Annotated in this window: 30 protein-coding genes; 21 read left to right on the top strand and 9 right to left on the bottom strand. The window is 64.5% G+C overall.

The annotated features are described in order from the left end of the window. Positions 1–333 precede the first annotated feature (333 nt). The 5 genes from ACPUD7_RS06595 to ACPUD7_RS06575 all read left to right on the top strand — a co-directional run bounded on the left by ACPUD7_RS06595 (position 334) and on the right by ACPUD7_RS06575 (position 3,896). Complete coding sequence (locus ACPUD7_RS06595) at positions 334–723, top strand: hypothetical protein (protein WP_135538229.1); 390 nt, start codon at positions 334–336, stop codon at positions 721–723. A gap of 178 nt (positions 724–901) precedes the next feature. Next, positions 902–1,399, top strand: a complete 498-nt coding sequence (locus tag ACPUD7_RS06590; protein WP_135538231.1) for a nucleoside deaminase — start codon at positions 902–904, stop codon at positions 1,397–1,399. A gap of 97 nt (positions 1,400–1,496) precedes the next feature. Further along, the gene (locus ACPUD7_RS06585) at positions 1,497–2,468 is read left to right on the top strand and encodes an alpha/beta fold hydrolase (RefSeq protein ID WP_135538233.1); all 972 of its coding nucleotides are present in this window, start codon (positions 1,497–1,499) and stop codon (positions 2,466–2,468) included. 4 nt (positions 2,469–2,472) lie between these two features. Further along, positions 2,473–3,030, top strand: a complete 558-nt coding sequence (locus ACPUD7_RS06580) for a GNAT family N-acetyltransferase (RefSeq protein ID WP_425119461.1) — start codon at positions 2,473–2,475, stop codon at positions 3,028–3,030. A 2-nt stretch (positions 3,031–3,032) separates the two neighbouring features. Beyond that, positions 3,033–3,896, top strand: coding sequence for a GNAT family N-acetyltransferase (locus ACPUD7_RS06575; RefSeq protein WP_205683312.1), 864 nt, complete (start codon positions 3,033–3,035; stop codon positions 3,894–3,896). A 6-nt stretch (positions 3,897–3,902) separates the two neighbouring features. On the opposite strand, the gene ACPUD7_RS06570 is transcribed toward ACPUD7_RS06575, so the two are convergent. The 4 genes from ACPUD7_RS06570 to ACPUD7_RS06555 are packed head-to-tail and all read right to left on the bottom strand — an operon-like array spanning position 3,903 to position 6,108. Further along, on the bottom strand, positions 3,903–4,397 hold the full coding sequence (locus tag ACPUD7_RS06570; RefSeq protein ID WP_135538239.1) for a mycothiol transferase: 495 nt from the start codon (positions 4,395–4,397) through the stop codon (positions 3,903–3,905). 45 nt (positions 4,398–4,442) lie between these two features. Beyond that, positions 4,443–4,886 (bottom strand): alternative ribosome rescue aminoacyl-tRNA hydrolase ArfB, encoded by a 444-nt coding sequence (arfB, locus tag ACPUD7_RS06565; protein WP_135538241.1) that lies wholly within the window; start codon positions 4,884–4,886, stop codon positions 4,443–4,445. 1 nt (position 4,887) lies between these two features. Next, complete coding sequence (locus ACPUD7_RS06560; protein ID WP_135538243.1) at positions 4,888–5,493, bottom strand: 1-acyl-sn-glycerol-3-phosphate acyltransferase; 606 nt, start codon at positions 5,491–5,493, stop codon at positions 4,888–4,890. A gap of 33 nt (positions 5,494–5,526) precedes the next feature. Continuing rightward, positions 5,527–6,108, bottom strand: a complete 582-nt coding sequence (locus ACPUD7_RS06555; protein ID WP_425119460.1) for a hypothetical protein — start codon at positions 6,106–6,108, stop codon at positions 5,527–5,529. Positions 6,109–6,284: 176 nt separating this feature from the next. Between ACPUD7_RS06555 and ACPUD7_RS06550 the strand changes: the two genes are divergently transcribed. After that, complete coding sequence (locus ACPUD7_RS06550; RefSeq protein WP_135538247.1) at positions 6,285–6,971, top strand: SDR family oxidoreductase; 687 nt, start codon at positions 6,285–6,287, stop codon at positions 6,969–6,971. A gap of 5 nt (positions 6,972–6,976) precedes the next feature. On the opposite strand, the gene ACPUD7_RS06545 is transcribed toward ACPUD7_RS06550, so the two are convergent. Then, positions 6,977–7,222, bottom strand: coding sequence for a hypothetical protein (locus tag ACPUD7_RS06545; protein WP_135538249.1), 246 nt, complete (start codon positions 7,220–7,222; stop codon positions 6,977–6,979). 120 nt (positions 7,223–7,342) lie between these two features. Here ACPUD7_RS06545 and ACPUD7_RS06540 point away from each other — a divergent pair, with 120 nt between their 5' ends. After that, on the top strand, positions 7,343–7,834 hold the full coding sequence (locus ACPUD7_RS06540) for a winged helix-turn-helix transcriptional regulator (protein ID WP_135538251.1): 492 nt from the start codon (positions 7,343–7,345) through the stop codon (positions 7,832–7,834). A gap of 12 nt (positions 7,835–7,846) precedes the next feature. Here ACPUD7_RS06540 and ACPUD7_RS06535 read toward each other — a convergent pair whose 3' ends face one another. Then, positions 7,847–8,785 (bottom strand): sigma-70 family RNA polymerase sigma factor, encoded by a 939-nt coding sequence (locus ACPUD7_RS06535; RefSeq protein WP_425119459.1) that lies wholly within the window; start codon positions 8,783–8,785, stop codon positions 7,847–7,849. Here ACPUD7_RS06535 and ACPUD7_RS06530 point away from each other — a divergent pair. The 3 genes from ACPUD7_RS06530 (at position 8,785) to ACPUD7_RS06520 (ending at position 10,112) form a co-directional block, all read left to right on the top strand. Beyond that, positions 8,785–9,174: a DoxX family protein gene (locus ACPUD7_RS06530; protein ID WP_205683313.1), complete on the top strand. Its 390-nt coding sequence runs from the start codon at positions 8,785–8,787 to the stop codon at positions 9,172–9,174. The genes ACPUD7_RS06535 and ACPUD7_RS06530 overlap by 1 nt on opposite strands. A 103-nt stretch (positions 9,175–9,277) precedes the next feature. Continuing rightward, entirely contained in the window at positions 9,278–9,610 is a 333-nt protein-coding gene (locus ACPUD7_RS06525; protein WP_135538255.1) for a VOC family protein, read from the top strand. Beyond that, entirely contained in the window at positions 9,603–10,112 is a 510-nt protein-coding gene (locus ACPUD7_RS06520) for an SRPBCC domain-containing protein (RefSeq protein ID WP_167854358.1), read from the top strand. The genes ACPUD7_RS06525 and ACPUD7_RS06520 overlap by 8 nt, the downstream gene beginning before the upstream one ends. Here ACPUD7_RS06520 and ACPUD7_RS06515 read toward each other — a convergent pair. Beyond that, positions 10,063–10,968, bottom strand: coding sequence for a carbohydrate kinase family protein (locus ACPUD7_RS06515; RefSeq protein ID WP_135538259.1), 906 nt, complete (start codon positions 10,966–10,968; stop codon positions 10,063–10,065). The genes ACPUD7_RS06520 and ACPUD7_RS06515 overlap by 50 nt on opposite strands. A 119-nt stretch (positions 10,969–11,087) precedes the next feature. Here ACPUD7_RS06515 and ACPUD7_RS06510 point away from each other — a divergent pair, with 119 nt between their 5' ends. The 6 genes from ACPUD7_RS06510 to ACPUD7_RS06485 are packed head-to-tail and all read left to right on the top strand — an operon-like array spanning position 11,088 to position 16,403. After that, positions 11,088–11,549 carry a DUF2695 domain-containing protein gene (locus tag ACPUD7_RS06510; RefSeq protein WP_135538261.1) on the top strand — a complete coding sequence of 154 codons (462 nt, stop codon included), beginning with the start codon at positions 11,088–11,090 and terminating at the stop codon, positions 11,547–11,549. Between the two features lie 26 nt (positions 11,550–11,575). After that, positions 11,576–12,709, top strand: a complete 1,134-nt coding sequence (locus tag ACPUD7_RS06505; protein ID WP_425119458.1) for a nucleoside hydrolase — start codon at positions 11,576–11,578, stop codon at positions 12,707–12,709. Beyond that, complete coding sequence (locus ACPUD7_RS06500) at positions 12,706–13,584, top strand: histidine kinase (protein ID WP_135538265.1); 879 nt, start codon at positions 12,706–12,708, stop codon at positions 13,582–13,584. Before ACPUD7_RS06505 ends, ACPUD7_RS06500 begins: the two co-directional genes overlap by 4 nt. Further along, a complete protein-coding gene (locus ACPUD7_RS06495) occupies positions 13,581–14,414 on the top strand; it encodes an energy-coupling factor transporter transmembrane component T family protein (protein WP_135538267.1) in 834 nt (277 codons plus the stop codon). Before ACPUD7_RS06500 ends, ACPUD7_RS06495 begins: the two co-directional genes overlap by 4 nt. A gap of 1 nt (position 14,415) precedes the next feature. Then, on the top strand, positions 14,416–15,822 hold the full coding sequence (locus tag ACPUD7_RS06490; protein ID WP_135538269.1) for an ATP-binding cassette domain-containing protein: 1,407 nt from the start codon (positions 14,416–14,418) through the stop codon (positions 15,820–15,822). 41 nt (positions 15,823–15,863) lie between these two features. Beyond that, a complete protein-coding gene (locus ACPUD7_RS06485; protein WP_135538271.1) occupies positions 15,864–16,403 on the top strand; it encodes an HXXEE domain-containing protein in 540 nt (179 codons plus the stop codon). Here the strand turns inward: ACPUD7_RS06485 and ACPUD7_RS06480 are convergent. Further along, positions 16,336–16,623, bottom strand: a complete 288-nt coding sequence (locus ACPUD7_RS06480) for a YrhK family protein (protein ID WP_135538273.1) — start codon at positions 16,621–16,623, stop codon at positions 16,336–16,338. The two genes, ACPUD7_RS06485 and ACPUD7_RS06480, sit on opposite strands and share 68 nt — an antisense overlap. Positions 16,624–16,727: 104 nt before the next feature. On the opposite strand from ACPUD7_RS06480, the gene ACPUD7_RS06475 reads away from it, so the two are divergent. The 4 genes from ACPUD7_RS06475 to ACPUD7_RS06460 all read left to right on the top strand — a co-directional run bounded on the left by ACPUD7_RS06475 (position 16,728) and on the right by ACPUD7_RS06460 (position 19,469). Continuing rightward, positions 16,728–17,510, top strand: a complete 783-nt coding sequence (locus ACPUD7_RS06475) for a hypothetical protein (RefSeq protein ID WP_135538275.1) — start codon at positions 16,728–16,730, stop codon at positions 17,508–17,510. A 112-nt stretch (positions 17,511–17,622) separates the two neighbouring features. Beyond that, positions 17,623–18,084 (top strand): VOC family protein, encoded by a 462-nt coding sequence (locus ACPUD7_RS06470; protein ID WP_135538277.1) that lies wholly within the window; start codon positions 17,623–17,625, stop codon positions 18,082–18,084. 136 nt (positions 18,085–18,220) lie between these two features. Then, positions 18,221–18,904, top strand: a complete 684-nt coding sequence (locus ACPUD7_RS06465) for a PepSY domain-containing protein (RefSeq protein WP_240689620.1) — start codon at positions 18,221–18,223, stop codon at positions 18,902–18,904. Further along, a complete protein-coding gene (locus ACPUD7_RS06460) occupies positions 18,885–19,469 on the top strand; it encodes a thymidine kinase (RefSeq protein WP_276606426.1) in 585 nt (194 codons plus the stop codon). The genes ACPUD7_RS06465 and ACPUD7_RS06460 overlap by 20 nt, the downstream gene beginning before the upstream one ends. 58 nt (positions 19,470–19,527) lie before the next feature. Here the strand turns inward: ACPUD7_RS06460 and ACPUD7_RS06455 are convergent, their stop codons facing one another. Next, on the bottom strand, positions 19,528–20,172 hold the full coding sequence (locus ACPUD7_RS06455; protein WP_240689622.1) for a mismatch-specific DNA-glycosylase: 645 nt from the start codon (positions 20,170–20,172) through the stop codon (positions 19,528–19,530). Between the two features lie 23 nt (positions 20,173–20,195). Here ACPUD7_RS06455 and ACPUD7_RS06450 point away from each other — a divergent pair, with 23 nt between their 5' ends. Continuing rightward, entirely contained in the window at positions 20,196–20,681 is a 486-nt protein-coding gene (locus ACPUD7_RS06450) for an SRPBCC family protein (protein ID WP_135538280.1), read from the top strand. The last annotated feature ends 43 nt before the right edge of the window (positions 20,682–20,724 follow it).

Genomic DNA, 20,724 nt, shown 5'->3' with positions numbered 1-20,724 from the left:
CGACTCGGCGACGACGTACCTTTCCGACGACATCACCTGCCGTGCTCCAGGAGTAGATTTGGACGGCAAAGACGCCGATCAGAAATTCATCGGCGGTTTCGCCCCAATACTCATCGGTCCGCCCGAGCAGAACTGAAGCGAGTACATGGCATGACTCCCGAACAGAACATTCTCATCGAACGCATCCGCGCCCTGCTTGTCGACGATCCGTGACAACAGCCAGCTGTCCTCCTGGGTCGAGATCGCGATGGAATACAATCGCGCCGTGACGGGCGGACGCTCGTGAGTGCAGTTCAATGACTTCTGCCCCGCTGGCGGGCAGGGAGGTCCGATATGTGTGACAACTCGGTGATCCCATCGTTCAACCCGAGCGAGGACTGGTACGCAGACTGGCCGCACGGAGTGTCGACGTCGGTTCAGATCCTCGCCTCTGTCACCGGAGCGGCGGCGACACGTGCGGTACAGCATTTCCTGGAACCCCTCACACACAACCCCGATGCCCGAGTGCCAGCCGGCGTCGACCTCTACTACCAGGGCGGTTTCACCGTCGAGACCATGCCGACGGATGATGCTGGCGCTCTGCAGATCGTTCTGGCGTCGGCAGGTGAGGACGGATTCGACTCGGTGCTGAGCGCAGCCGATGACCTCACTGCGGCACTTCGGGAAACCTCGGGTGAGGTCCGGCTCACCTGGCACGAGTTGGCAGCCACCAGAGCGCCCTGACCCGAGACCTGGAATGACGGGCCCACCAGGGTGAACCCGACGCCGAGGCCGAAGCCTGGTGCACGACAACCGATCAGGTCGTCGAGCCCCTGCGTTGCATTCTCAGGGACTGATCCCGTCACCAGCTCGTCAGTGCCGGTGACGTTCCCGGAATCCATCGATGTGATTGGATGGGGCCATGGCACACCACCTCGATCTCAACGATGATGACCGCAGGCACCTCGAGCGCTGTGTGGATTTGGCACGCGAGGCTCTCGACGCAGGAGACGAACCCTTCGGCTCCGTGCTCGTCTCCGGTGACGGGCGTGAACTCTTCGCCGATCGCAACCATGTCGCCGGCGGAGACCACACCCGTCACCCCGAGTTCGAAATCGCTCGCTGGGCGGCCGAGCACCTCGCCCCGAAAGAACGAGAGAAAACGACCGTGTACACCTCGGGCGAGCACTGCCCGATGTGTTCGGCGGCGCACGCGTGGGTCGGCCTCGGACGCATCGTCTACGCCAGCAGCAGCGAACAGCTCACAACTTGGCAGAGAGAATGGGGAGTGGCACCCGGGCCCGTGCTGCCGCTGCCGGTGCGAGCCGTGGCCCCCGGACTCGACGTGGACGGACCAGACTCGGAACTCAGCGAGCAGGTGCGAAGGCTGCAGGCACGGCTGCACGGGATCGAACTCTGAACTCGGCCGGCCGGACGTGCTCCCCACGGAGCTGAGCCCTGCGATACAGTGATCTGGATCATACTGCTAGTTCGACCTGCACCCGAGGAGTCCTGCCGTGGCGATTGATGAAATCGACTTCACTTCGAGCAACGACCGCGATACCATCCACGGCTGGCTCTACACACCGACCACCACGCCGACCGGAATCATTCATCTCATCCACGGTCTCGGCGAACACTCCCGACGCTACCTTCACCTCATCACAACCCTCCTCGACTCCGGTTTCGCCGTCGTCGCCGATGACCATGCCGGGCACGGGAGGACGGCGATGCAATCAGGGATCTGGGGCGACGCCGGCGACGAAGCAGCCCGCATCGTCGTCAGCGATGAGCTGACGCTGCAGCGTAAGGCCCGTGAGATTCTCCCGGGCCTGCCGTACATCGTGTTCGGCCACAGCTGGGGATCGATGATCGCCCGTGTCATGGCCTCCCACCCGGATGCCGACCTCGCCGGGCTCGCCTTGTGCGGGGTCGCTGCGCAGATGCGCGGGATCGACCAGACCATCGACCGGGATGAGCTCGCCGAGGCGGCCATCGGCGACCGACGGGCCGACCCTGCATCCGATCACTTGGTGGGCCAGCTCTTCGACGGATTCATCGAACGTTTCGGTCCGGATGCCGGCCCCACCGCCTGGGTCGCCCTCGACGAGGCTGTCGTCGCCGATCATGGGCGCGACCCCTTCAACAACTTCGGCGCCCCGATGAGTGCGCGATTCCTGCAGGGGTTCGTCGACCTCTATGACGGTGCCAATGCCGATTCCTGGTACGCGACGATCCCCAGCGGTCTGCCGGTGCTCATCCTCGCAGGTGACCAGGATCCTGTCGCGAACTACGGCGAAGGCGCCTATCACGTCGCGAACCGCCTCCGCGCGACCGGACACGACGATGTGCGCACCCGCGTCTTCGCCGGAGTCCGCCACGAAGTCCACAACGAACCGACCACCCGCCTCGAGGTCGAGGCGGAGATCGTCGACTTCGCTTCCCGCGTCAGCAATCGGACGAGGCCCGTTCAAACGAACGAGAGCTGAATCCGTGAACCCGGCAGAAAGCTCGAACCGCAGTGTGAATTGGCCACGGGCGACACCCATCGTCACCGACAGGCTGCAGCTTGAGCCGCTCGCAGTCCACCATGCGTCGGAGATGGTGGAGACACTGTCCTCACCCGACCTATACACCCATATCGGTGGGACGAGCCCGAGCCTGTCCGAACTCGAACGACTCTATGCACTCCAATCCGCAGGTGCCTCTCCGACCGGTGACGCCGGCTGGCTGAACTGGATCGTTCGCGAAACGGCTGAGTCCGCTGCAGTCGGATATGTCCAGGCCACAGTGACAACAGTCGAAACCGGTTATCAAGCCGACATCGCTTGGGTCATCGGCGTCGACAGTCAAGGGCAGGGATTCGCAACCGAGGCGGCCCGAGCCATGGTCGATTGGCTGGCGGATCACCTCGTGACTGTATTGCAAGCGGCCATCCATCCTGACAACGCCGCTTCCGCCCGAATCGCTGACCGTCTCGGACTGCAGCCGACCGACGAGATCGACGACGGTGAAGTCATCTGGCGAGCAGAGACGAGGACAGAGGAATGACCATGTCGAAACCGACTACGACGGACCTGCCGGGCATCATCGACACCGTCGGGTCCTGGCAGCGCGAAGGACTGCCTCTGCAGGTTCATCCCGGCGACCTGGGCTGGTATCAGCGTTTCGGAGCCGAAGCGCTCGCCTCGGCCCTGCGGGTGTGGACGGTCGGTGACGACCCCGCGGCCGTCGGATTCCTCGACGAATCCGAACTCATCCGAATGGCCATCTCACCCGATCACTCCGATGACCAAGCGCTCGCCGAGGCGATCTTGGCCGACTTCACCGGAGATCTCACCGAACTGCTGCCTGCAGGGAAGGGCATCGTCGAAGCTCGATTCGGATCCGCCCTGCAACATACCCTCACCGAGGCGGGATGGGGATCCGACGAAGCGTGGACCACGCTCCACCGAGATCTGAGCGAACCGATCCCATCCGTTACCCAGCGGATCGAAACGGTCGACCCCGACAGAGCAGATAACCGTATCGCCGACCGTATCGCGGTCGAATCCTCGGCTTTTCCCGGGTCCTCATTGACTGCGGACCGTTGGCGGTCCATGGCCGACGGTCACGCTTACAAGCAGGCCAAATGTCTCGTCGGATTTACCGCCGACGGCGCTCCAGCCGGTGCCACAACCGTTTGGTCGGCCGGCCCTAGGCGCCCCGGTGTCATCGAACCACTCGGCGTCCACGGCGACCACCGGGGTCACGGATTCGGAGTCGAGATGACACTGGCCGCGGCCGCGGCGCTGAGGGAGATGGGAGCCTCGAGCGTCACCGTTGCCACGCCGACATCGAACACAGTCGCCGTCGCCACTTACCGTGCGGCTGGGATGAGCATCCTCGGCGAAGTCAGGGATTTCTGTCGACCCTGAACCGTATCAAACAGACGCACCTGCGATGAAGGCCGCCTGCGCGACATGCTGGATCGCATCGTCGATGATCGAGACCATCCGAACGCCACGAGTGACTGCGGGAGTCCAGTTCCTGTCGATGACTTCGTCGAAGTCATCCTCGGAGAGCGTCTTTGCATAGTCGGTGAACGCGTTCAGAGTAGCGGCGAGGTAGTCGACGAGCAGCTGTTGATCGTCGACCTTGATCTCTGCCGCCTGTTCGGGACTGTGTCCGTAGCCGAAGGTCTCGCCGATCTCGCCGAGATCGAACCGGTTCCGGAAGTCCTCCCACTGCTCGGGCTTGCCCGTGAGGGCTGAGAGCTGCACGTCGATCTCACGGCCGCTGTGCCACAGCAGCCAGGCGACGGAATTCGGATGACCGCCCAGACGGCTGTTGAGCTGTTCGGGGGAGAGGTCGGGCAGAGCTTGTGCTGCCTGGAGAGGGCGCTGGGACAGGTCGGTGAGAATGTCGATGCTGTTCATGTCGCCCATTCTGCTCTTCACGTCAACCGCTGTCACCACCGGGGCTCAATCGAGACGGGGCCTGCGGCGGTTGCGTTTGATCTCCGAGCGGCGCTGTTCGGACCTGACTCGTCTGCGCCGGGAATTCCTGGACGGCTTCGTTGCTCGTCTCTGCACCGGCGGAGCCAGCGCATCGCGCAGCAGCTGCGCCAGACGCCTCCGCGCGTCCTGGCGATTCTTCAGCTGAGAACGCTGCTTCTCCGAGGTCACGGTGAGTACCGTGCCCGACAGGCGAGGCGACAATCGGCCGAGCACCCGCTCGCGCTGAGTCTCGGTGAGGAAGCTCGCCGAAGCCAGATCGAGGCTCAGCTGCACCCGCGAATCAGAGGTGTTGACATGCTGGCCGCCGGGGCCGGAAGACCGGGAGAACTGTTCGGAGATCTCTGCTGCGGGGATGACGAGTCCGGTCGGGATCCCCGGCCCGGACGGCACCCGCACATCACCGTCCATCTCAGTTCGACTCCGCTTCGCCGCTGCGCGGATCTGCTTCGGGGCTCTCCTCACGCAGACTCGGAACGATCTGCAGATGCGGGCGGATGCCGTGCTTGTCGGCATAGAACGCGCGGATCCGGTCCATGTCATGGACCAGGTCATCGGTCATGTCCAAGGTCGGGCCGAGCCCAGTGGTGTGTGTGGCCGAATCAAGATATCCCAAGGTCACGGGCATGCCGGTCTGACGGGCGATGCGGTGGAAGCCGGATTTCCAATGCGAGTGTCCGCCGCGAGTGCCGTCCGGGGTGATGACGAGGCCGAAGACTTCGCCGGCGCGGACACGTTCGACCATCTCGGTGACGATTCTGCTGGGATCGGACCGATCGACGGGGACCCCTCCGAGTCCACGCATGATCGGACCCCGCCAGCCGGTGAACAGAGAATGTTTGCCCAGCCAATGCACCTTCACCCCCAAGCGCCAGGCGATGGCGAGCATGAGCGCGAAGTCCCAATTGGACGTGTGCGGTGCGCCGATGAGTACGGTCGGGCGCTGTGGGGCGGGCTCGCTGACGAGCTTCCACTTGCTGAACGTCCAGAATGTGCGAGCGAGGAGGCGTCGGATCATGATCTCAACGGTAGAGCACGCGCATCTGCAGGCCTACCGGCGCCCATGAATGCGGGGTGCGAATCGCGCATGGGCGGCCGCCAGCACCGGGTAGAGCCGACGATGGCTGAGGACGAACCCGCCCTTCACGAGCAGCCGTGGGTTGAGGTTGCGGCCGCGCCGTCGACGGGTCGCGTCCTCAGTGAGAATATAAGCCAGTGCCTTCGGCCCTCGGCGCACCGCCTGTTCGAAGACAACCTCCACGATGTCGTGCCAGGGCAGCAGCGTGCCGGGCAGAACCTCACCATGCCGGGCCAACGCGACGCCTGCGGGGGAGAGAACGAGGGACTCGCGCCTGCGCATCCGCACCACCACAGCGATCGGTGCGACGACTAAGCACCCGACGATGCCGACGACGAGAGCCCAGATGCGCAGATTGGCGACGATGATCCACCGGCTGCGCCCGTCCTGGAGCGTTGCGGTGACGATGACGACGAAGAAGGCGAGCAGGCCGATCCCGATGACAAAGGCAAGAACCAGAACGAGGATGGAATGTCGGTTCGAGGAGGGGATGAGCACCGATCGACCGTGCTCCAACGTGGCCACGACAGCGGTAGGGGAGAAGTCGTCGGCCATGGTCATCAGAATACCCCGCGCCGGCGTGGTCCGAACCGAAGAACGGACGATCATCGTCGACGGCTGAGATGCGCTCGCCGAGGCGGTCGACGGCTCCGGTCTCACCTGTCCGGGAATATTCGCGCCGGAGACATCGCTGTACCGAGCACCAAGCATCACCGACAACGGAGGTAGATATGTCTGATTCAGCTCGTGTCGTCATTCTCGGCGGCCATGGAAAGATCGCGCTCCTGGCAGCACCCAAACTCACGGCTGCGGGCTTCGCCGTTGACTCAGTGATCCGCAATCCTGACCAGTCCTCCGACGTCGAAGCCGCAGAGGCCAACCCGGTCGTGCTCGACATCGAAACCGCCGACACCCAGGCGCTCGCCGACGTCTTCGCCGGAGCCCAAGCGGTCGTGTTCTCCGCCGGTGCCGGCGGCGGCAACCCTGACCGGACGAAGGCCGTTGACCTCGACGCTGCCAAGCGCTCTGTCGATGCCGCCGAACAGGCCGGCGTCAAGCGCTTCGTCATGGTCTCCTACGCCAGCGCGAGTGTCGACTCCGACCGCGTCGATCCGGACAGCTCCTTCTACCCCTACGTGCAGGCCAAGAGTGGTGCCGATGAGCATCTGCGAGCCAGCTCGCTCGACTATACGATCCTCGGTCCCGGCGGGCTCACCCTCGAACCTTCCAGCGGCGAAGTCCTCATCGCCGACGCCGCTGGTGACCTCGACGGGCAGAAGCCGGCAGACGATGTGCGCGTGACCTCCCGCGAACTCGTCGCTGACGTCATGACCCACGTCATCGCCGAAACGGTGGCCGTGCGTGAGACCGTGAACTTCTACGACGGGCAGACCCCCATCGCCGAGGCGATCAGCTGACCTGATCATCCACACGGACACAGCCCCGTGCGATGGCCTGTCGTCTCCGATCGGAGACGACAGGCCATCGGTGTATTCAGTGCAGGTATGTCGAAGCTGCCGTCGAGGCCTTCCCAGAGCCAGATCCCGCGGCCGTCGAAGTAGGAGAACAGCGCCTGCGCTTGACCGATCGGCTGGTCGAAGGTGACGAACTCGCCGGCAGCGAAGCCGTCGAGGGAGACGAAGAGGTTGTTGACACACGCTTTGGCCATGAGCACCCCGATGTGATGGTTCGGCTGATGTCTGCAGTCGGATGGATAGCGTCGGTTCCCGGGAAGTGGACCCAGTGTAAGATTAAGTAGTTTCAGAATGCAATCACTGGAGGTGGATCGATGCCTGCACAGCCGCGCTCAGGATGTGCGATCAACGCCGCCGTCGAAGTCCTCGGCGACAACTGGTCGCTCATCGTCCTGCGCGACATCATCTTTGGCAATCGCCGGCACTTCCGCGAGCTGCTCACCCACAACAATGAGGGCATAGCCTCGAACATGCTCGCCAGTCGTCTGAAGAAGCTCATCGACGAAGGGCTGCTGACAAAGGCGGAAGCCGCACGCGGGCAGCGAGCCGAATACTCCCTCACCGAGGCTGGAATCCAGACTCTGCCGGTCATGGTCGCTCTCGGGAGCTGGGGGATGACCCACCGTGAGACCTCGCGGGAATTGACGATCCGCTCCCGCCTCATGGCAGAAGATCCGCAGCTCGTGGACGGCCTCATGGATGAACTCCGAGAGACCCACCTCGGAGTGCCCCGCCCGAACCCTGGTGCTCCGCGTTCCTCTCAGCGACTGCAGGCCGCCTACGAGGCGGAGATCGCCGGAAGTTGAATCAGATAGGGGCTATTGTCTCGGCAGTCTCAGCCGCTCCAGCTGCTTCCTTGAGGTGATCGAGACGATGCCGACCATTCTGCCGTCTGCCACGGTGCATGCCATGAATCCCAAGCGGCGGCCGCTCGGCGTCAAAACGAGGAGACCTGGCTCGCCGTTGACGTTGACCTTTCGAATTTCGATCCTGTCCGGATCGCCTCGCCGAATCGCTGTGAGCACCTCGTTCGCACCCATCTGGACCATGTGACCGCGGGCGGTGGTGCGGTGCCAAGTCAGACTCGGGTCGAGGATGTGCAACAGGGCGTCGAAGTCACTGTTCCGTGCGGCAGTGAGGAAGGCGTCGACGACAGCACGACGCTGCGCGAGCTCTCCTGAGGGACTTGGTGCGTCCTTGACCTTGCGCCGCGCCCGACTGGCGGCCATCTTCGCCGCCGCCTCCGAGGAACCGATGACGGCGGCGATCTCAGCAAAGGGCACTGAGAACATGTCATGCAGAACGAAGGCGAATCGCTCTTCCGGGCACAGTGAGTCGAGCACGATGAGCATGGCCGGTCCCAACAGATCCGACAGCGTCGCACTCTGCTCAGGAGTCAGCTCATCCTCGTTGACGATGGCTTCATCGACCCAGGCGTCAAGCGACGATTCTCCCCGGGCGGTACGGCGGCGGAGCATATCGAGACAGATTCGTCCGACGACACGGGTCAGCCACCCGCCGAGATTGTCGATGGACTCCGAACTGTGTCTCTCCCAGCGGAGCCACGCCTCCTGAACGGCATCCTCGGCGTCCGAGTGGGATCCGAGCACTCGTGTGGCCAGCGCGGTGAGGCGAGGGCGATGAGCTTCGAACTCTGAGATCGAAGGTGACTCCGCGATGGCTGTTACCTTTCCGGGCGGCGGTGCGTCATCGGAGTGAGAGCCAGACCGGGCTCTTTCGGCAAAGGAGAATTGCAATGATGGATATCGTACTATGGGTCGTCGCCGCCGCGATGGCATTGGCTTTCGGCATCGGCGGAGCCTCGCAGATCGTCCTGCCAAAGGAGAGATACCGTGCGCTCGCTCGCAGCCAGCACTGGGTGGATGATTTCGGCCCTGGGCATATCAAAGCCATCGGAACCATCAAGCTCCTCGGCGTGCTCGGGCTGATCGTACCGCCACTCGTCGGGATCCTCCCGGTGCTCTCACCGATCGCGGCGTGTGGACTCATGCTGGTGATGACAGGGGCGGCGACGACACGATTTCGTCGCAGCGAATGGGGCCTCATGGCAGGGGACACCGCATACCTGCTGGTGTTTGCGTTCCTCGCGTGGGGTCGATTTGCCCTGGCCCCGTTCGGCGGCTGAGTTGAACATCGCTCTTGTCCCCGGGGCCGATGTGTGCTTCTATGGAACAAGTGATTGCAAACTGCAAGCACCTATACTCCAGGCTGATCCCGAAGGAGCGATCATGTTCACAGGACTCATGGCCAATATCGTTGTCACCGGCGAGAAAGAAGCGACCGAATGGTACTCTCGACTCTTCGAAAGGCAGCCGGATGACAAGCCGATGGCGGGGCTGGCCCAATGGTGCTTCGACGAGAAGTTCGGCGTCCAGATCTGGGAGGACCCGCAGCGAGCCGGAGGCTCCAATGTGGTCATCGACGTGGACGACCTCGACACGATGGCCGAGCATCTGCGAGCGGCCGGAATCGACCACGACGAGCCGAGCCGCGGTGGCGGACAGCGCATCCTCCCGGTCAGCGACCCGGATGGAAATCAGGTGGTGTTCTTCGGTGAGTGACGCATCTTCCGATCAGGGTGCGCCGGTGGCCGCCACGATCAACCTCGGCGCTGATTTCGATCAGCCTGTCTCGAAGGTGTGGAACGCCTTCGCCGATACGAGGCAGCGCGTGCAGTGGGGAGTCCCCGAGGGAGAGGAGATGATCTGCGATATCGACGAGTTCCGCCCCGGCGGAGCGAGCCGCGCCCGTTGTGGGTCACCAGGAGTGTTGGAGTTCGTCTCCGCTGGGCAGTACTGCTCACTTGCGCCAGAGCGTCACCTCGTGACCACTGAGACCCTCACCAGAGACGATGAGATCCTCTCGACCGCGATCATCACTTGGACGTTTGCCGCGACTCCGACCGGCGCCCGCGTCGATCTCGTCGACCAGGTCGTGTCCTTCGCCGGTCAGGGGATGATCGACGGCCACCGCAGCGGCCACGAAATCTGCCTGCGACAGCTCGCAGAATTCCTCAGCTCTTCAGGTCCTGGGCCCAGGGAAGGTCGGCTCCTTCGCGACTGACGGTGATCGCCGCCAGCGCTGTGGCCCGTTCGGCCAGCGTCGTGAGCTCCGCTGCACCGAGACCGGACAGTCCCTGTGCTGAAGCGTGCAGATCGTGGATGAGAGAGACCATGAACGTGTCCCCGGCGCCGATCGTGTCCTTGACATCGACGTGTGCCGAGGCCACTGCCACTCGCGCCGAGGCGGTCGCCACGGTCGCGCCCTGACCCCCGCGAGTCATCGCCACGAGCGTCGGGCCCAAGCCGAGCAGGTGGCCGATCTGCGTCTCTTCGTCGAGGCCGGGATAGAGCCAATCGGCATCGGCATCGCTGAGTTTGAGGACATCGACGCGTCGAGCCAGATCCTCGAACCGCGGCAGGGCCTCCTCATGGGAGCCGATGATCGACGGCCGGATATTCGGATCGAAGCTGATGAGAGGACGACGTGACTGTGGCCCGGATTCCTCCGCAGCAGTGGTGAGGAGCCGATCGATCACGGCGGCACCGGGTTCGAGGAACGCTGCGATCGACCCGAAGTGCAGGACGGATCGCCCACTGCTGTCGAACAGCGAGGCATCGGGATCCCACCGCAGTCGGAACGTGTACTCGGCCGAACCGTCCGCGGCCAGTCGGGCGAGTGCCGTGGAGGTGCTGCCACGCGGGGAGGTGAGTACGGTGACCTCGGACTCACGCAGATGGGCGAGAAGGAATCCACCGTGGAAGTCATCACCGACATCGGTGAGGAACTCGACCTCATCGCCGAGGCGGCCCAAACCGAGAGCGACATTCGCAGGCGCTCCGCCGGGCGCGTAGCGGTCAGGGGCACCGGGGGTGCTGACGATATCGATGAGGGCTTCACCGACGACGAGAATGCTCATGGTCACGATTCTAAGATGAAAATCATATCTCCACTGTGACCTGCGGCAATAGGACGAAAATCGGTGACTGCTGTGAGATTGATCGATTTCGTGTCAGTGCCGTCTGGAAGTGTGCGGTCATGGACAAGAACACGATTGACACAGACGTCAGAACGATCATCGACGGCGCTTCGGCCCGCATCCTCACCCCTCGGCCCGGCGAATGCCTGGTCTGCTATGTCTTCCGCCAACTCAGCGAATTCGGCTGCAACGGCACTCACCGCTTCTCGCGCATCTTTCGGGATCAGACGGCCCCGCGGGCCACGGCCCTGTTCGATCGGCTGAGGAACATGGGGGCGAGCTGCTGCGACGGAGAGATCTTCGGCAATGCCTACCAGCTTTCGACGAACCCGTGGATCATCGAAGCCGGCTCCTTCGCCGAAGCTCTCGGCACCCCTATCAGGACGGTCGAGGTCGATGAAGGCAAGAGCCTCGAGGAGATCGATGAGGCGAAGGAGAGCACGAAGTACCTGTGCTGCAAGATCGTCAGGCGCGGTTCAACGCAGCCCTGCGGGAACTGGAAGCGCATCCCCGGGTGGTGACCGGAAACGTCCGGCAGAATGGAACCATGTCTTCCACTCTGCCGCTGTTCCTCGACTGTGACCCCGGGATCGACGATGCGCTCGCCCTCGCCTACCTGTGCTGCCAAGACGACGTCGATGTCGTCGGCATCGCGGCGTCCGGAGGCAATGTCGCCACCAGGCAGGTCGTTGAGAACACCCGCCGATGGCTGGCACTGGCGGAACGCTCCCACATCCCGGTCCATGCCGGCCACGAACTTCCCCTGGCCTGGCAGACTCCGGCGACAGCGCCGGACGAACCATTGGAATACGCCGACCTCACACACGGTGACACCGGCTGCGGGTACGCCCAGCTGCCGGGAGCCACCGTCCCAGTCAGTTCGGTGTCGGCCGCGCAGGCCTGGGTCGATGCGGCTCACGCTCATCCCGGGCAGCTCCTCGGCGTCGTCATCGGCCCGGCGACGAACCTCGCTCTGGCGCTTGACATCGACCCGGAACTGCCGCGACTGCTCAAACGGATCTTCATTATGGGAGGTGCGTTCAACTATCGGGGCAATACCCGCCCGACGACGGAATGGAACGTCACCTTCGACCCGGAATCCACTTCTCGGGTCATCGCCGCTTTCGGATCGGTCCATGCGCACGCTCACCCCGAACATCTTCCTGTCATCGCACCGATCGAAGCCACCGAAGCCGTGGAGATGACCTCTCAGCGATTCGAGCACATCCTCGACGGAGCTCTCTGCACCGGAAAAGCATGGCAAGCGGTGCTGAGGCAACTGTCCGAGGCGCTGCGGTTCTACTTCGAATTCCACGAATCCGATGGGCTCGGCTACCTCGCCCACATTCACGACCCGTTCGTGCTCGCCTGCGCCCTCAACTGGGTTCGAGAGCACTCCAGTGCGTCGACCGACCCGACACCGGAGCGACCCAGCGCCGGCGAAGGGCCGCGAGCAGCTTCGGCAATGGGGAACGGCACGACCGGCTCACTTCCCTGGGCGAGGACGCTGTGGGCGCCGGTCGATGTCGAACTCACGGGTACACTCACACGAGGCGAAACCGTCGCCGACTGGCTGGGGCGGTGGAACCGGCCCGTGAACGCAGAGATCATCCGCGGAATCGATGCTCCCGCATTCCTCGACCACCTCAGCACCACCCTGATGAAAGGACCACCCGCATGACCACACACTCCAGACGGTCTGGGCAGGGGCCGACCACCACGGTCGGTCCCGGACAAAACCGCAACCTCGCTCTTCCCCTCACCCTCACGCTGCTCAGCTCCCTCGTCGTCATCGGCACCTACCTCGCCGTGCTCCTCACCCAGCCGGCCGACCTCGGAATCGAACTCGGCCACACCACCTTGTGGGTCATGCTCGGCTACCTCGCCGGAGGAGCCCTGCTGGCCTCCGGCACCCTCCCACTCATTCCCCGCAGTGTCCTGGCGCTCATCCCCGTCGCCGTCGCGCTCAACATCGTCATCGGTCAGGTCATCGGCAATTACACTCCGGTTCCGCTCTACCTCGACTCCATCGGCACCGTTCTCATCGGCGTCCTCGCCGGACCGGCGGCGGGAGCCTTCACCGGAATCATCTCGAACCTCATCTGGGGTGTGACCTTGAGCCCCAGCGTCATCGCCTTCAGCTCCGGAGCCGCGTTCATCGGTGCCGCCGCCGGATGGGCCGCACGACTCGGAACCTTCCGCACCCCGTGGACAGCGGTCCTCGTCGGAGCCATCGCCGGTGTTCCCGCAGGAGCCATCGGAGCCCCTGTCGCCGCCTACGTCTTCGGCGGTGGTCTCGGCGCCGGCACCGGGGGAGTCGTCGCGATCCTCCAAGCCGCTGGCCTCGAGATGTTCAACGCCACCTTCGCCCAGAGCATGGTCTCCGACATCGCCGACAAGGCACTGATCTTCGCCCTGGCCTGTGTCGTCATCAGGTCCCTGCCCAGACGCATCATCGGGCGCTATCCTTTCGCCCTGCACAGTCGCCCCCGCGCCGAGGCGGCCCGAGAGGATTCGTCGACATCACCGGTCGGTTCGGTTCCCCGAGCGGAATGAGTCCCGTTCGTCCCGAACCCGCCACACCTGAGGACGACATCATCAGACCCGCACGCCGACTGCATCCGGCTACGGAACTCGTCATCCTGCTGTGCGGTCTGCTGCTCGTCTTCGGGGTGCCCTCACCGATCGTGCCGACACTCATCATCGTCGGCACGATCGGGACCGTCCTCTCCTCGTCGAAGATGAGTCTGCGGTCGTGGTCGCTGACGGTGGGTCTGCTGTGCCTGCCGACTCTGCTCGTCCTCGTCGTCGTCCAGGGGCTCTTCTACCCGGGCACGGAGGTGCATGTGCTCTGGCAGGCCGGACCCGCCCACCTCAGCGTCGAAGGACTGAGCATCGCCGTGCAGATCTGGCTGCGCGTGGCCGCCCTGATCGGCCTGTGCGCCCTGTTCGGGCTCGGATCCGATTCCGCACGGCTCTTCGACGGGCTGCGCCGACTCCGCCTGCCCGCAGGGCTCGCCTATGTCTGTGCCTCGGCCATCGGCCTCATCCCGCTCATCGGCGCACGCACCCGACACATCATCGACGCCAGGAAGGCCCGCGGGTGGGCAGCGGACTCCTGGACGGTGCGGATCCGACTGCTGCCCGGGATCGTCGTCGGACTCGTCACCGCGGTCCTCCTCACCGTCGAACAGCGTCACGAAGTGCTCGAACAGAGCGGACTCGATACCCGCCCGACCACGGTCGCGCTGCAGGACCACAGAGACGGACCGGGCCAGAGCCTCCTGCGCATCCTGACTCCGCTCGCGACCCTCGGACTCATCATCGCCTCGGTGGCGGGACTCCTGCCGCTGCCGGGAGCCTCACAGCTCATCGGCGGTGCCTGAGATGACCGCCAGAATCACCGACGCCGGCTTCACCTTTCTCGGAGAAGCTGATCCCGCGCTGACCGGTATCAGCCTCGAACTCAGCGGCGGAGCCATGACCGCCGTGCTCGGCCCCATCGGTTCGGGCACTTCGACGCTGTGCCGCCTGCTGGCCGGCGAACTCGCCGCCCGGGGCACGCTGTCCGGCACCATCGACTGCGCCGGAACGGTCGCCCTGCTCGGTGACGATCCGGAAGCGCAGCTGAGCGGAATGACCAGCCACGTCAGCGATGAGACGCAGCTGGCATGCCGACTGCGCGGATACGCCCCGGCCGATGCCCGAGCCCGCGCCCTGCACATGCAGCGACAGCTGGGCATCGACGAATTGTGGGACCGACGGGTGGACACGCTCTCCGGCGGGCAGAGGCAACTGGTCGCATTGGCACGGATCCTTGCACCCGGCCCCGACCTGGTCGTCCTCGACCAGCCCGCGCAGTCTCTGGACCCGACGATGCGGGCTCGCCTGTCGACCGTGCTCAAGGAGTTCTGCGCTCACGGAGGATCGGCGCTCATCACCGGTCATCAGATCGACGAACTCACTCGCGACTGTCGGGCAGTGCACCACCTCGACTCCGGACAGCTGCGGCCGGCGACCGCGTCAAAACAGTCCATCGGCGTCTGGGACACTCGTCCCGATGCTGCCGAGCCCGGTCGGAAAGCACCGACTCCGCGGAGGGATCCGCTGCTCACGGTGCGTGACCTGAGAGTGGAGCGGGGGCGCACTCGTATCCTCGACAGTGTCGACCTCGACCTGCGCCCCGGCGAGCTCGTCACCGTCACCGGAGCCAACGGTGCCGGAAAATCGACTCTCTTGAAGGCGCTCGTCGGACTCCTCGAACGGACGGCAACGGTGACGGGCACGATCACGCTCAGCCGCCTCGGCGAGGTGACGCATGTGGATGCGCTGCCGGCTCATGAGCGCAGCACCCACCTCGGGTGGGTGGGGCAGGACCCGGGACTCCAACTCTGCGCGGCCACGGTGGCAGATGAGCTGCTGCACTCGGCACCGCTGCCGGCCCACCGACGGCGTGACCGGACCGAAGTGCGCCGCCGACGACGCTCGGTCGTGGATTCCGTCCTCACCGACGTCGAGCTGAGCTCCGTTGCCGAAGAACATCCGTTCGATCTCGATGTGCCCCGACGCAAAGACGTCGTCATCGCCTCGGCGCTGATGACAGGAGCACCTGTGCTGCTGCTCGACGAACCGACGATCGGGCGCGACCTGGCCGGGATGAACCGGTTGAATGCGATCATCGGGCGGGTCCTCGGGCGTGGGGGCGCCGTCGTGGCGACCACCCACGATCAGCGCTGGGCAGGTGAGTCGGCGCACCGCAATCTGCGGCTGGCGAACGGTCGAGCGCAAGCATGATGGAATGGTGAACAGATGTTCGCCTGCGGAAAGGACGCACCATGATGCGAGGACCAGCGCTGATGTTCATCGCCTGGACGCTGCATGACGCCGAGGAGGCGCTGACCTTCCCCGCCACAGCGAACCAGCTGGCCGAACTCACCGGCATCGATGCGCTGCGGATGAGTACGAGACAGAGTCTGGCAGCCATCGGGCTGGTCGGCGCGGTCGTTGCAGGGGCAGGTATCCGTGGGGCGCAGACCAAGGGGGAGTCACCGTTGTACCGATACGCGGTCGCCGGTCTTGAAGCCCACGTCTTCACTCACCTGCTGTCGTCGGCCGTGCTGCGACGCTACACGGCTGGAGTGATCACTGCCGTGCCGATCATGTTGCCGGGAGCGGCCTTGGCCAGACGAGAGCTTGCCGCACTGGGGCGACCACTGACCGCAGCCGACTGGCGAGGTGGCAGTGCACTGATGGCAGCGGTGGCTGCGGCCGCCCACCTGGCTGTGCGCACCGATTGGTCTGTCGGCTTCAGAAATCGAAGGAGTCGTCGCCGGCCGCTGCGGGGCTGCGAAGCCTCTGCAGGTGCAGGTGCCTGATGAGGCGGATGACCGGGCGGATGAGCATCTCCACACTGCCGATGACGAACAGCCACGTTCCCGTATACGTGAGGGAGTCGGAGAAGAACATGAAGCTGCCGACGAGGAACCACACACCGATGAGCACATCATTGGAGATGCTGATGACCTGGTAGCGCTGCCGGATGACGAGCTCCTCACGCCCGATCCGCAGATGAATGTCCCGGTTGCTCTCAGCCATCGCGCTGTCCCCTCTCCATCGAATAGTCCTCTCAGTGAGCCTACTGGCGCAGTCGGCTGATCTGCTCAGAATCTCGTGTCAGCAGCGACGTCTACCGTGAGGACATGGATCAGAACACGAACTCATTCGACGCTCTCTACAACGACGCGCACGAGCATCGACCGCTCATGCGCTGGGACGAGCTGCTCGCCTTCGTTCGCCGATTCCCTCAGCTGGCGGCCTTCAACGCCGCTCTCATCGCCCAACAGCGGCCGACTGCCACCTTCGTCGAGACCGAGGACGGATGGCGGGAGCGATTCGGCCGAAGCGTCGAGGCCGACGCCACCTCCATGGTCATCCTCCATCCTTTCGGGCCCGTCCGCTTCGTCTACGACATCGCCGACACCACAGGGCCCGAACTGCCGACTGAAGTGTCCACCCCCTTCGCGGCGGTCGGTGCACCCACCTGGGACGGACTGCACCTCGTCGTTGCCACACTGCGCCGGAAGAACCTGCTTCCCGAGCACCTGCCGCAGACACGCAGCGCCAGCGTCATGCTCACCCGTCTCCTCACGGAATTGGCGCTCATCTACAGCGGGCACCGCGGTTCGCGGCCCGAACTCGCCGTGAGCGCAGCCGACCCGCATGTCGAGCGGTCACAAGTGCGATTCGAAACCGAGTGCATCACCTGGCTCATCGCCGGGAGGATCGGGCTGCGGGCGGCAGCGACCGGTTCGCTCAAGGGCTACCTCAAACACGGTGAGCTCATGCCGCCGGTCTCCCGCGACCGTGTGCTGCACACGGTCAACGCGATCGAGCGTCTCTTCGGCGGGGCGCTCGCCTTCGGGACGGCCGTACGCCACGAAATGCCGAGCCTGTTCGATCTCGACGAGCAGTTGGCGGTCTGACCTCGGGGACCGAAGCCGACTTCAGAAGTTCGGGGCCGGACCCTGGTGTCAGGAGTTCGGAGAGCGCACAATAGGGTCGAGGTCGGCTCATTTCCACGATGAAGAGGACGCTATGAGCAGAACAGTCCAAGTCACTTTCGACTGCCACGATCCTGGCAGACTTGCCCGCTTCTGGGCCGAAGTCCTCGGCTACATCGTGCCGGGCCCGCCCGGGGTCCGACTCGGTGCCGACGACGACCCTCTCGACGCGTGGAAGGAGTTCCTCGCCGGCCTCGGAATCGAACTGCGGCCAGAGGACATGCGCGCCGCCATCGAGGACCCCGAGGGGACCGGCCCGCGCATCTTCTTCCAAACAGTGCCCGAAGCCAAGACGGTGAAGAACCGGGTCCACCTCGACGTGCGTGCCGCGCCGGGACTCGACGGCGATGAACGAATGGATGCCTTGGAAGCCGAATGCTCCCGGCTGGTGGAGCTTGGGGGAGGTCGGCTTCGACGGGTCGATCCGGATCCTCCATTGGAATTCGGGTTCATCGTCATGGCCGACCCCGAGGGCAACGAATTCTGTCTCGACTGACCGCCCCCTCCCAGCCGGGATGGTCACATCGGGTCCTCTTCGGGAAGGACACGTCCGACCGGATCCGCAGGATGTGCAGATGAGACTTCTCTCAGAAACGTAGGGTCAGCCGCAGGCGACTGTTAGCGTGTGAAATATGAAGACGAATCGCATGGCAATGAGCACAGTGGCAGGACTCGCAGCACTCACTCTCGGCCTGGCCGGGTGTTCCGGAAGTGACTCCGGAGACGGAGCCGATGAGGCTCAGAATTCGCCCGCGGCCAGCGAATCGACCTCCGACAGCACCACCGAGGACGCCGAGGACCAGGGCGAGGACACCGGCGATGACACGGATTCCGAGCAGGGTTCGAAGCAGGATTCGTCCGGGGACGGTCTGTCCGCCGATGCCGACCTGAGCAAGGACACCCCGGCAACCAGTGCCGAAGATGCGATCAAGACGGCGGAGAAGAAGGTCGGCGACGGCATCGTCCACGGCATCGAACTCGATTGGGACGAGAAGGACCAGGCGTGGCAGTACGAGGTGTCCATCCTCGACGGCAGCACCGATCATGACGTCGAGATCGACGCCGATTCCGGCAAGATCGTCAAACATGAGCAGGATTCCACCGACGACAAGGAGAAGGCCATCGATCTCAACGATCCGATGACCTTCGACGAAGCACTCGAACTCGCCCAGAAGAAGGCGTCCGGGAAACTCGTCGGCTGGAAGCTCGAATACGATGACAACATGAAGGAATTCCAGTTCGACTTCGACAAGGGCGGTGAAGAGACGGAGGTCACCGTCGACACCGAAACCGAGCGTGTCACCGTCGACGACTGATTTCGGCCGACTCGCGGTCATCGCCGGACCCATGTTCTCCGGGAAGTCCGAAGAACTCATGCGCCGGGTCCGGCGGGCCACGATCGCTGGGACGAAGGTGCTCGTCGTCTCTCATTCCCTCGACACCCGAGTGGACATCGCGACGATCACCTCCCACATCGGGATGAATATCCCTGCCGTTCCCCTCGGCGAGGCTTCGGCCCTCGCCGAGGCGGCGCGGGCCGCTGACTACGCCCTCATCGCCATCGATGAGGCCCAGTTCTTCGGTTTCGAGCTCATCCCCGTCGTCGATGATCTGCTCAGGAGGGGAATCGACGTCATCGTCGAAGGCCTGTGCGTGACCTTCGACGGGCAGCCGTTCGAACCGCTGCCGAGCTTCATGGCCTCAGCCGAAGACGTCCTCAGACTCACCGCAGTCTGCACGGTCTGTGGTCGTGATGCCGTCTTCCACCAGCGCACCGACTCGTCGGATCTCGCTGCAACCGCCATCGACGCCCGGCACATCGGCGGATCGGACGCGTACGTCGCCCGGTGCCGCGAACATTTCACCGGCGCCCCACACTAGACCGCAGCCTGTGGTCGACGACCCGGGTCGTCACGAGCCGCGACCGGTGCGACGGAACTCAGTCGTCGATGCTGTCCCAGACTTCGCGCCAGATCCGAGCGAGGTCGGCGACCTGATAGTGGGCGTTGAGACCGCTGGGCTGGGGCACCACATGCAAGGCGACCTCTCGGGGCCAGCCGTCGATGAGCGAGGTGTCCTGCCGACCGAACTGCGCCTTCGGCTGCCGGTAGCCGATCCGGAACGATGTGATGCCGGCGATCGCCACCGCACGCGGACGGATGTCAGCGAGCCGGTCGATGAGGTGACTGGCACCATGACGCAGCTCCTCGCGGGAGAGTTCGTCGGCACGCACGGTGGCCCGCCCGATGAGATTGGTCAGACCGATGCCGCGGCGCAGCAGCTGCTGTTCATCGGCCGGGTCGAGTCCACGGGAAGCATCGACGAGGTGGTCGGTCAGGCCCGCCTGATGCAGAGACGGCCAGAACCGGTTGCCGGGCCGAGCGAACGGGGCGTTGACCGCGGCCGTCCACAGACCCGGGTTGATGCCGACGATGAGCATCTTCAACCCGGAGGAATCGCCGGGCAGAATGTCATCGATCGCATTCGGATCATCCGTGGCGAACGCGGCGAGGTCGTCCTTCGTCGGTTTGCGACCGCCCAAGGGGGAGGGGCGGCGGCTGCTGACACTGCTTTCCTCACTCACGTCTTTCACACTACCGTCGTACCATGAGCCACGAACATGTGCGACAGCGGGCCGGGGAATCCGCTCCATTCCATTTCGACGACCGGTGGACGGTTGAAGCCGGGAGAGAGTCGGTGTGGGCGGTCCTGGAGGAAGTCGAAGCCTGGCCGCAGTGGTGGCCGGGCCTGGCCGGAGCACACTGGTTCGAGGACCGAATCATCCCCGGCAGCCGGGCCGACATCCAGGTGCGCACCCCGATCGGCATGTCGCTGTGCTTCACCATCGCCGCCGAACACGTCGACGCACCGAGGCGCATCAGTTTCAGCGCCCATGGTGATCTGCGCGGCGAAGGAGTGTGGACGCTGACGCCCCATGGCTCGTCCACGCACATCGATTCGCTGTGGTGTGTCACGACCACCCGCCCGGTCATCCGTGCGCTGCGGCCGCTGTCCGGGCTCATGCACGCACTCGTGATGCGAGCCGGTGAACGCGGTCTCCGTCGACGACTGTCCGGACGTGCCTGTGCGTGACTCAGGAGTGCCTGACGCGGGTGCGCCTGACTCGGGTGCGTCT

It is taken from the genome of Brevibacterium sp. FAM 24630, assembly GCF_049804075.1.
Lineage (GTDB): Bacteria > Actinomycetota > Actinomycetes > Actinomycetales > Brevibacteriaceae > Brevibacterium.
The sequence above is the reverse complement of the archived record's forward strand: the minus strand, read 5'-3'. Positions and strand labels throughout refer to the sequence as shown.

Bases quoted from the DNA above. Each gene is read 5' to 3' on its own strand.
- ACPUD7_RS06505 (WP_425119458.1), top strand. From the start codon at position 11,576: ATGTCTTCCACTCTGCCGCTGTTCCTCGACTGTGACCCCGGGATCGAC.
- arfB (WP_135538241.1), bottom strand. From the start codon at position 4,886: ATGGACGGTGATGTGCGGGTGCCGTCCGGGCCGGGGATCCCGACCGGA.
- ACPUD7_RS06470 (WP_135538277.1), top strand. From the start codon at position 17,623: ATGAGCAGAACAGTCCAAGTCACTTTCGACTGCCACGATCCTGGCAGA.
- ACPUD7_RS06540 (WP_135538251.1), top strand. From the start codon at position 7,343: ATGCCTGCACAGCCGCGCTCAGGATGTGCGATCAACGCCGCCGTCGAA.
- ACPUD7_RS06560 (WP_135538243.1), bottom strand. From the start codon at position 5,493: ATGATCCGACGCCTCCTCGCTCGCACATTCTGGACGTTCAGCAAGTGG.
- ACPUD7_RS06485 (WP_135538271.1), top strand. From the start codon at position 15,864: ATGATGCGAGGACCAGCGCTGATGTTCATCGCCTGGACGCTGCATGAC.
- ACPUD7_RS06595 (WP_135538229.1), top strand. From the start codon at position 334: ATGTGTGACAACTCGGTGATCCCATCGTTCAACCCGAGCGAGGACTGG.
- ACPUD7_RS06510 (WP_135538261.1), top strand. From the start codon at position 11,088: ATGGACAAGAACACGATTGACACAGACGTCAGAACGATCATCGACGGC.
- ACPUD7_RS06590 (WP_135538231.1), top strand. From the start codon at position 902: ATGGCACACCACCTCGATCTCAACGATGATGACCGCAGGCACCTCGAG.
- ACPUD7_RS06550 (WP_135538247.1), top strand. From the start codon at position 6,285: ATGTCTGATTCAGCTCGTGTCGTCATTCTCGGCGGCCATGGAAAGATC.
- ACPUD7_RS06465 (WP_240689620.1), top strand. From the start codon at position 18,221: ATGAAGACGAATCGCATGGCAATGAGCACAGTGGCAGGACTCGCAGCA.
- ACPUD7_RS06515 (WP_135538259.1), bottom strand. From the start codon at position 10,968: ATGAGCATTCTCGTCGTCGGTGAAGCCCTCATCGATATCGTCAGCACC.
- ACPUD7_RS06480 (WP_135538273.1), bottom strand. From the start codon at position 16,623: ATGGCTGAGAGCAACCGGGACATTCATCTGCGGATCGGGCGTGAGGAG.
- ACPUD7_RS06525 (WP_135538255.1), top strand. From the start codon at position 9,278: ATGTTCACAGGACTCATGGCCAATATCGTTGTCACCGGCGAGAAAGAA.
- ACPUD7_RS06500 (WP_135538265.1), top strand. From the start codon at position 12,706: ATGACCACACACTCCAGACGGTCTGGGCAGGGGCCGACCACCACGGTC.
- ACPUD7_RS06545 (WP_135538249.1), bottom strand. From the start codon at position 7,222: ATGGCCAAAGCGTGTGTCAACAACCTCTTCGTCTCCCTCGACGGCTTC.
- ACPUD7_RS06495 (WP_135538267.1), top strand. From the start codon at position 13,581: ATGAGTCCCGTTCGTCCCGAACCCGCCACACCTGAGGACGACATCATC.
- ACPUD7_RS06575 (WP_205683312.1), top strand. From the start codon at position 3,033: ATGTCGAAACCGACTACGACGGACCTGCCGGGCATCATCGACACCGTC.
- ACPUD7_RS06490 (WP_135538269.1), top strand. From the start codon at position 14,416: ATGACCGCCAGAATCACCGACGCCGGCTTCACCTTTCTCGGAGAAGCT.
- ACPUD7_RS06530 (WP_205683313.1), top strand. From the start codon at position 8,785: ATGATGGATATCGTACTATGGGTCGTCGCCGCCGCGATGGCATTGGCT.
- ACPUD7_RS06450 (WP_135538280.1), top strand. From the start codon at position 20,196: ATGAGCCACGAACATGTGCGACAGCGGGCCGGGGAATCCGCTCCATTC.
- ACPUD7_RS06555 (WP_425119460.1), bottom strand. From the start codon at position 6,108: ATGGCCGACGACTTCTCCCCTACCGCTGTCGTGGCCACGTTGGAGCAC.
- ACPUD7_RS06475 (WP_135538275.1), top strand. From the start codon at position 16,728: ATGGATCAGAACACGAACTCATTCGACGCTCTCTACAACGACGCGCAC.
- ACPUD7_RS06570 (WP_135538239.1), bottom strand. From the start codon at position 4,397: ATGAACAGCATCGACATTCTCACCGACCTGTCCCAGCGCCCTCTCCAG.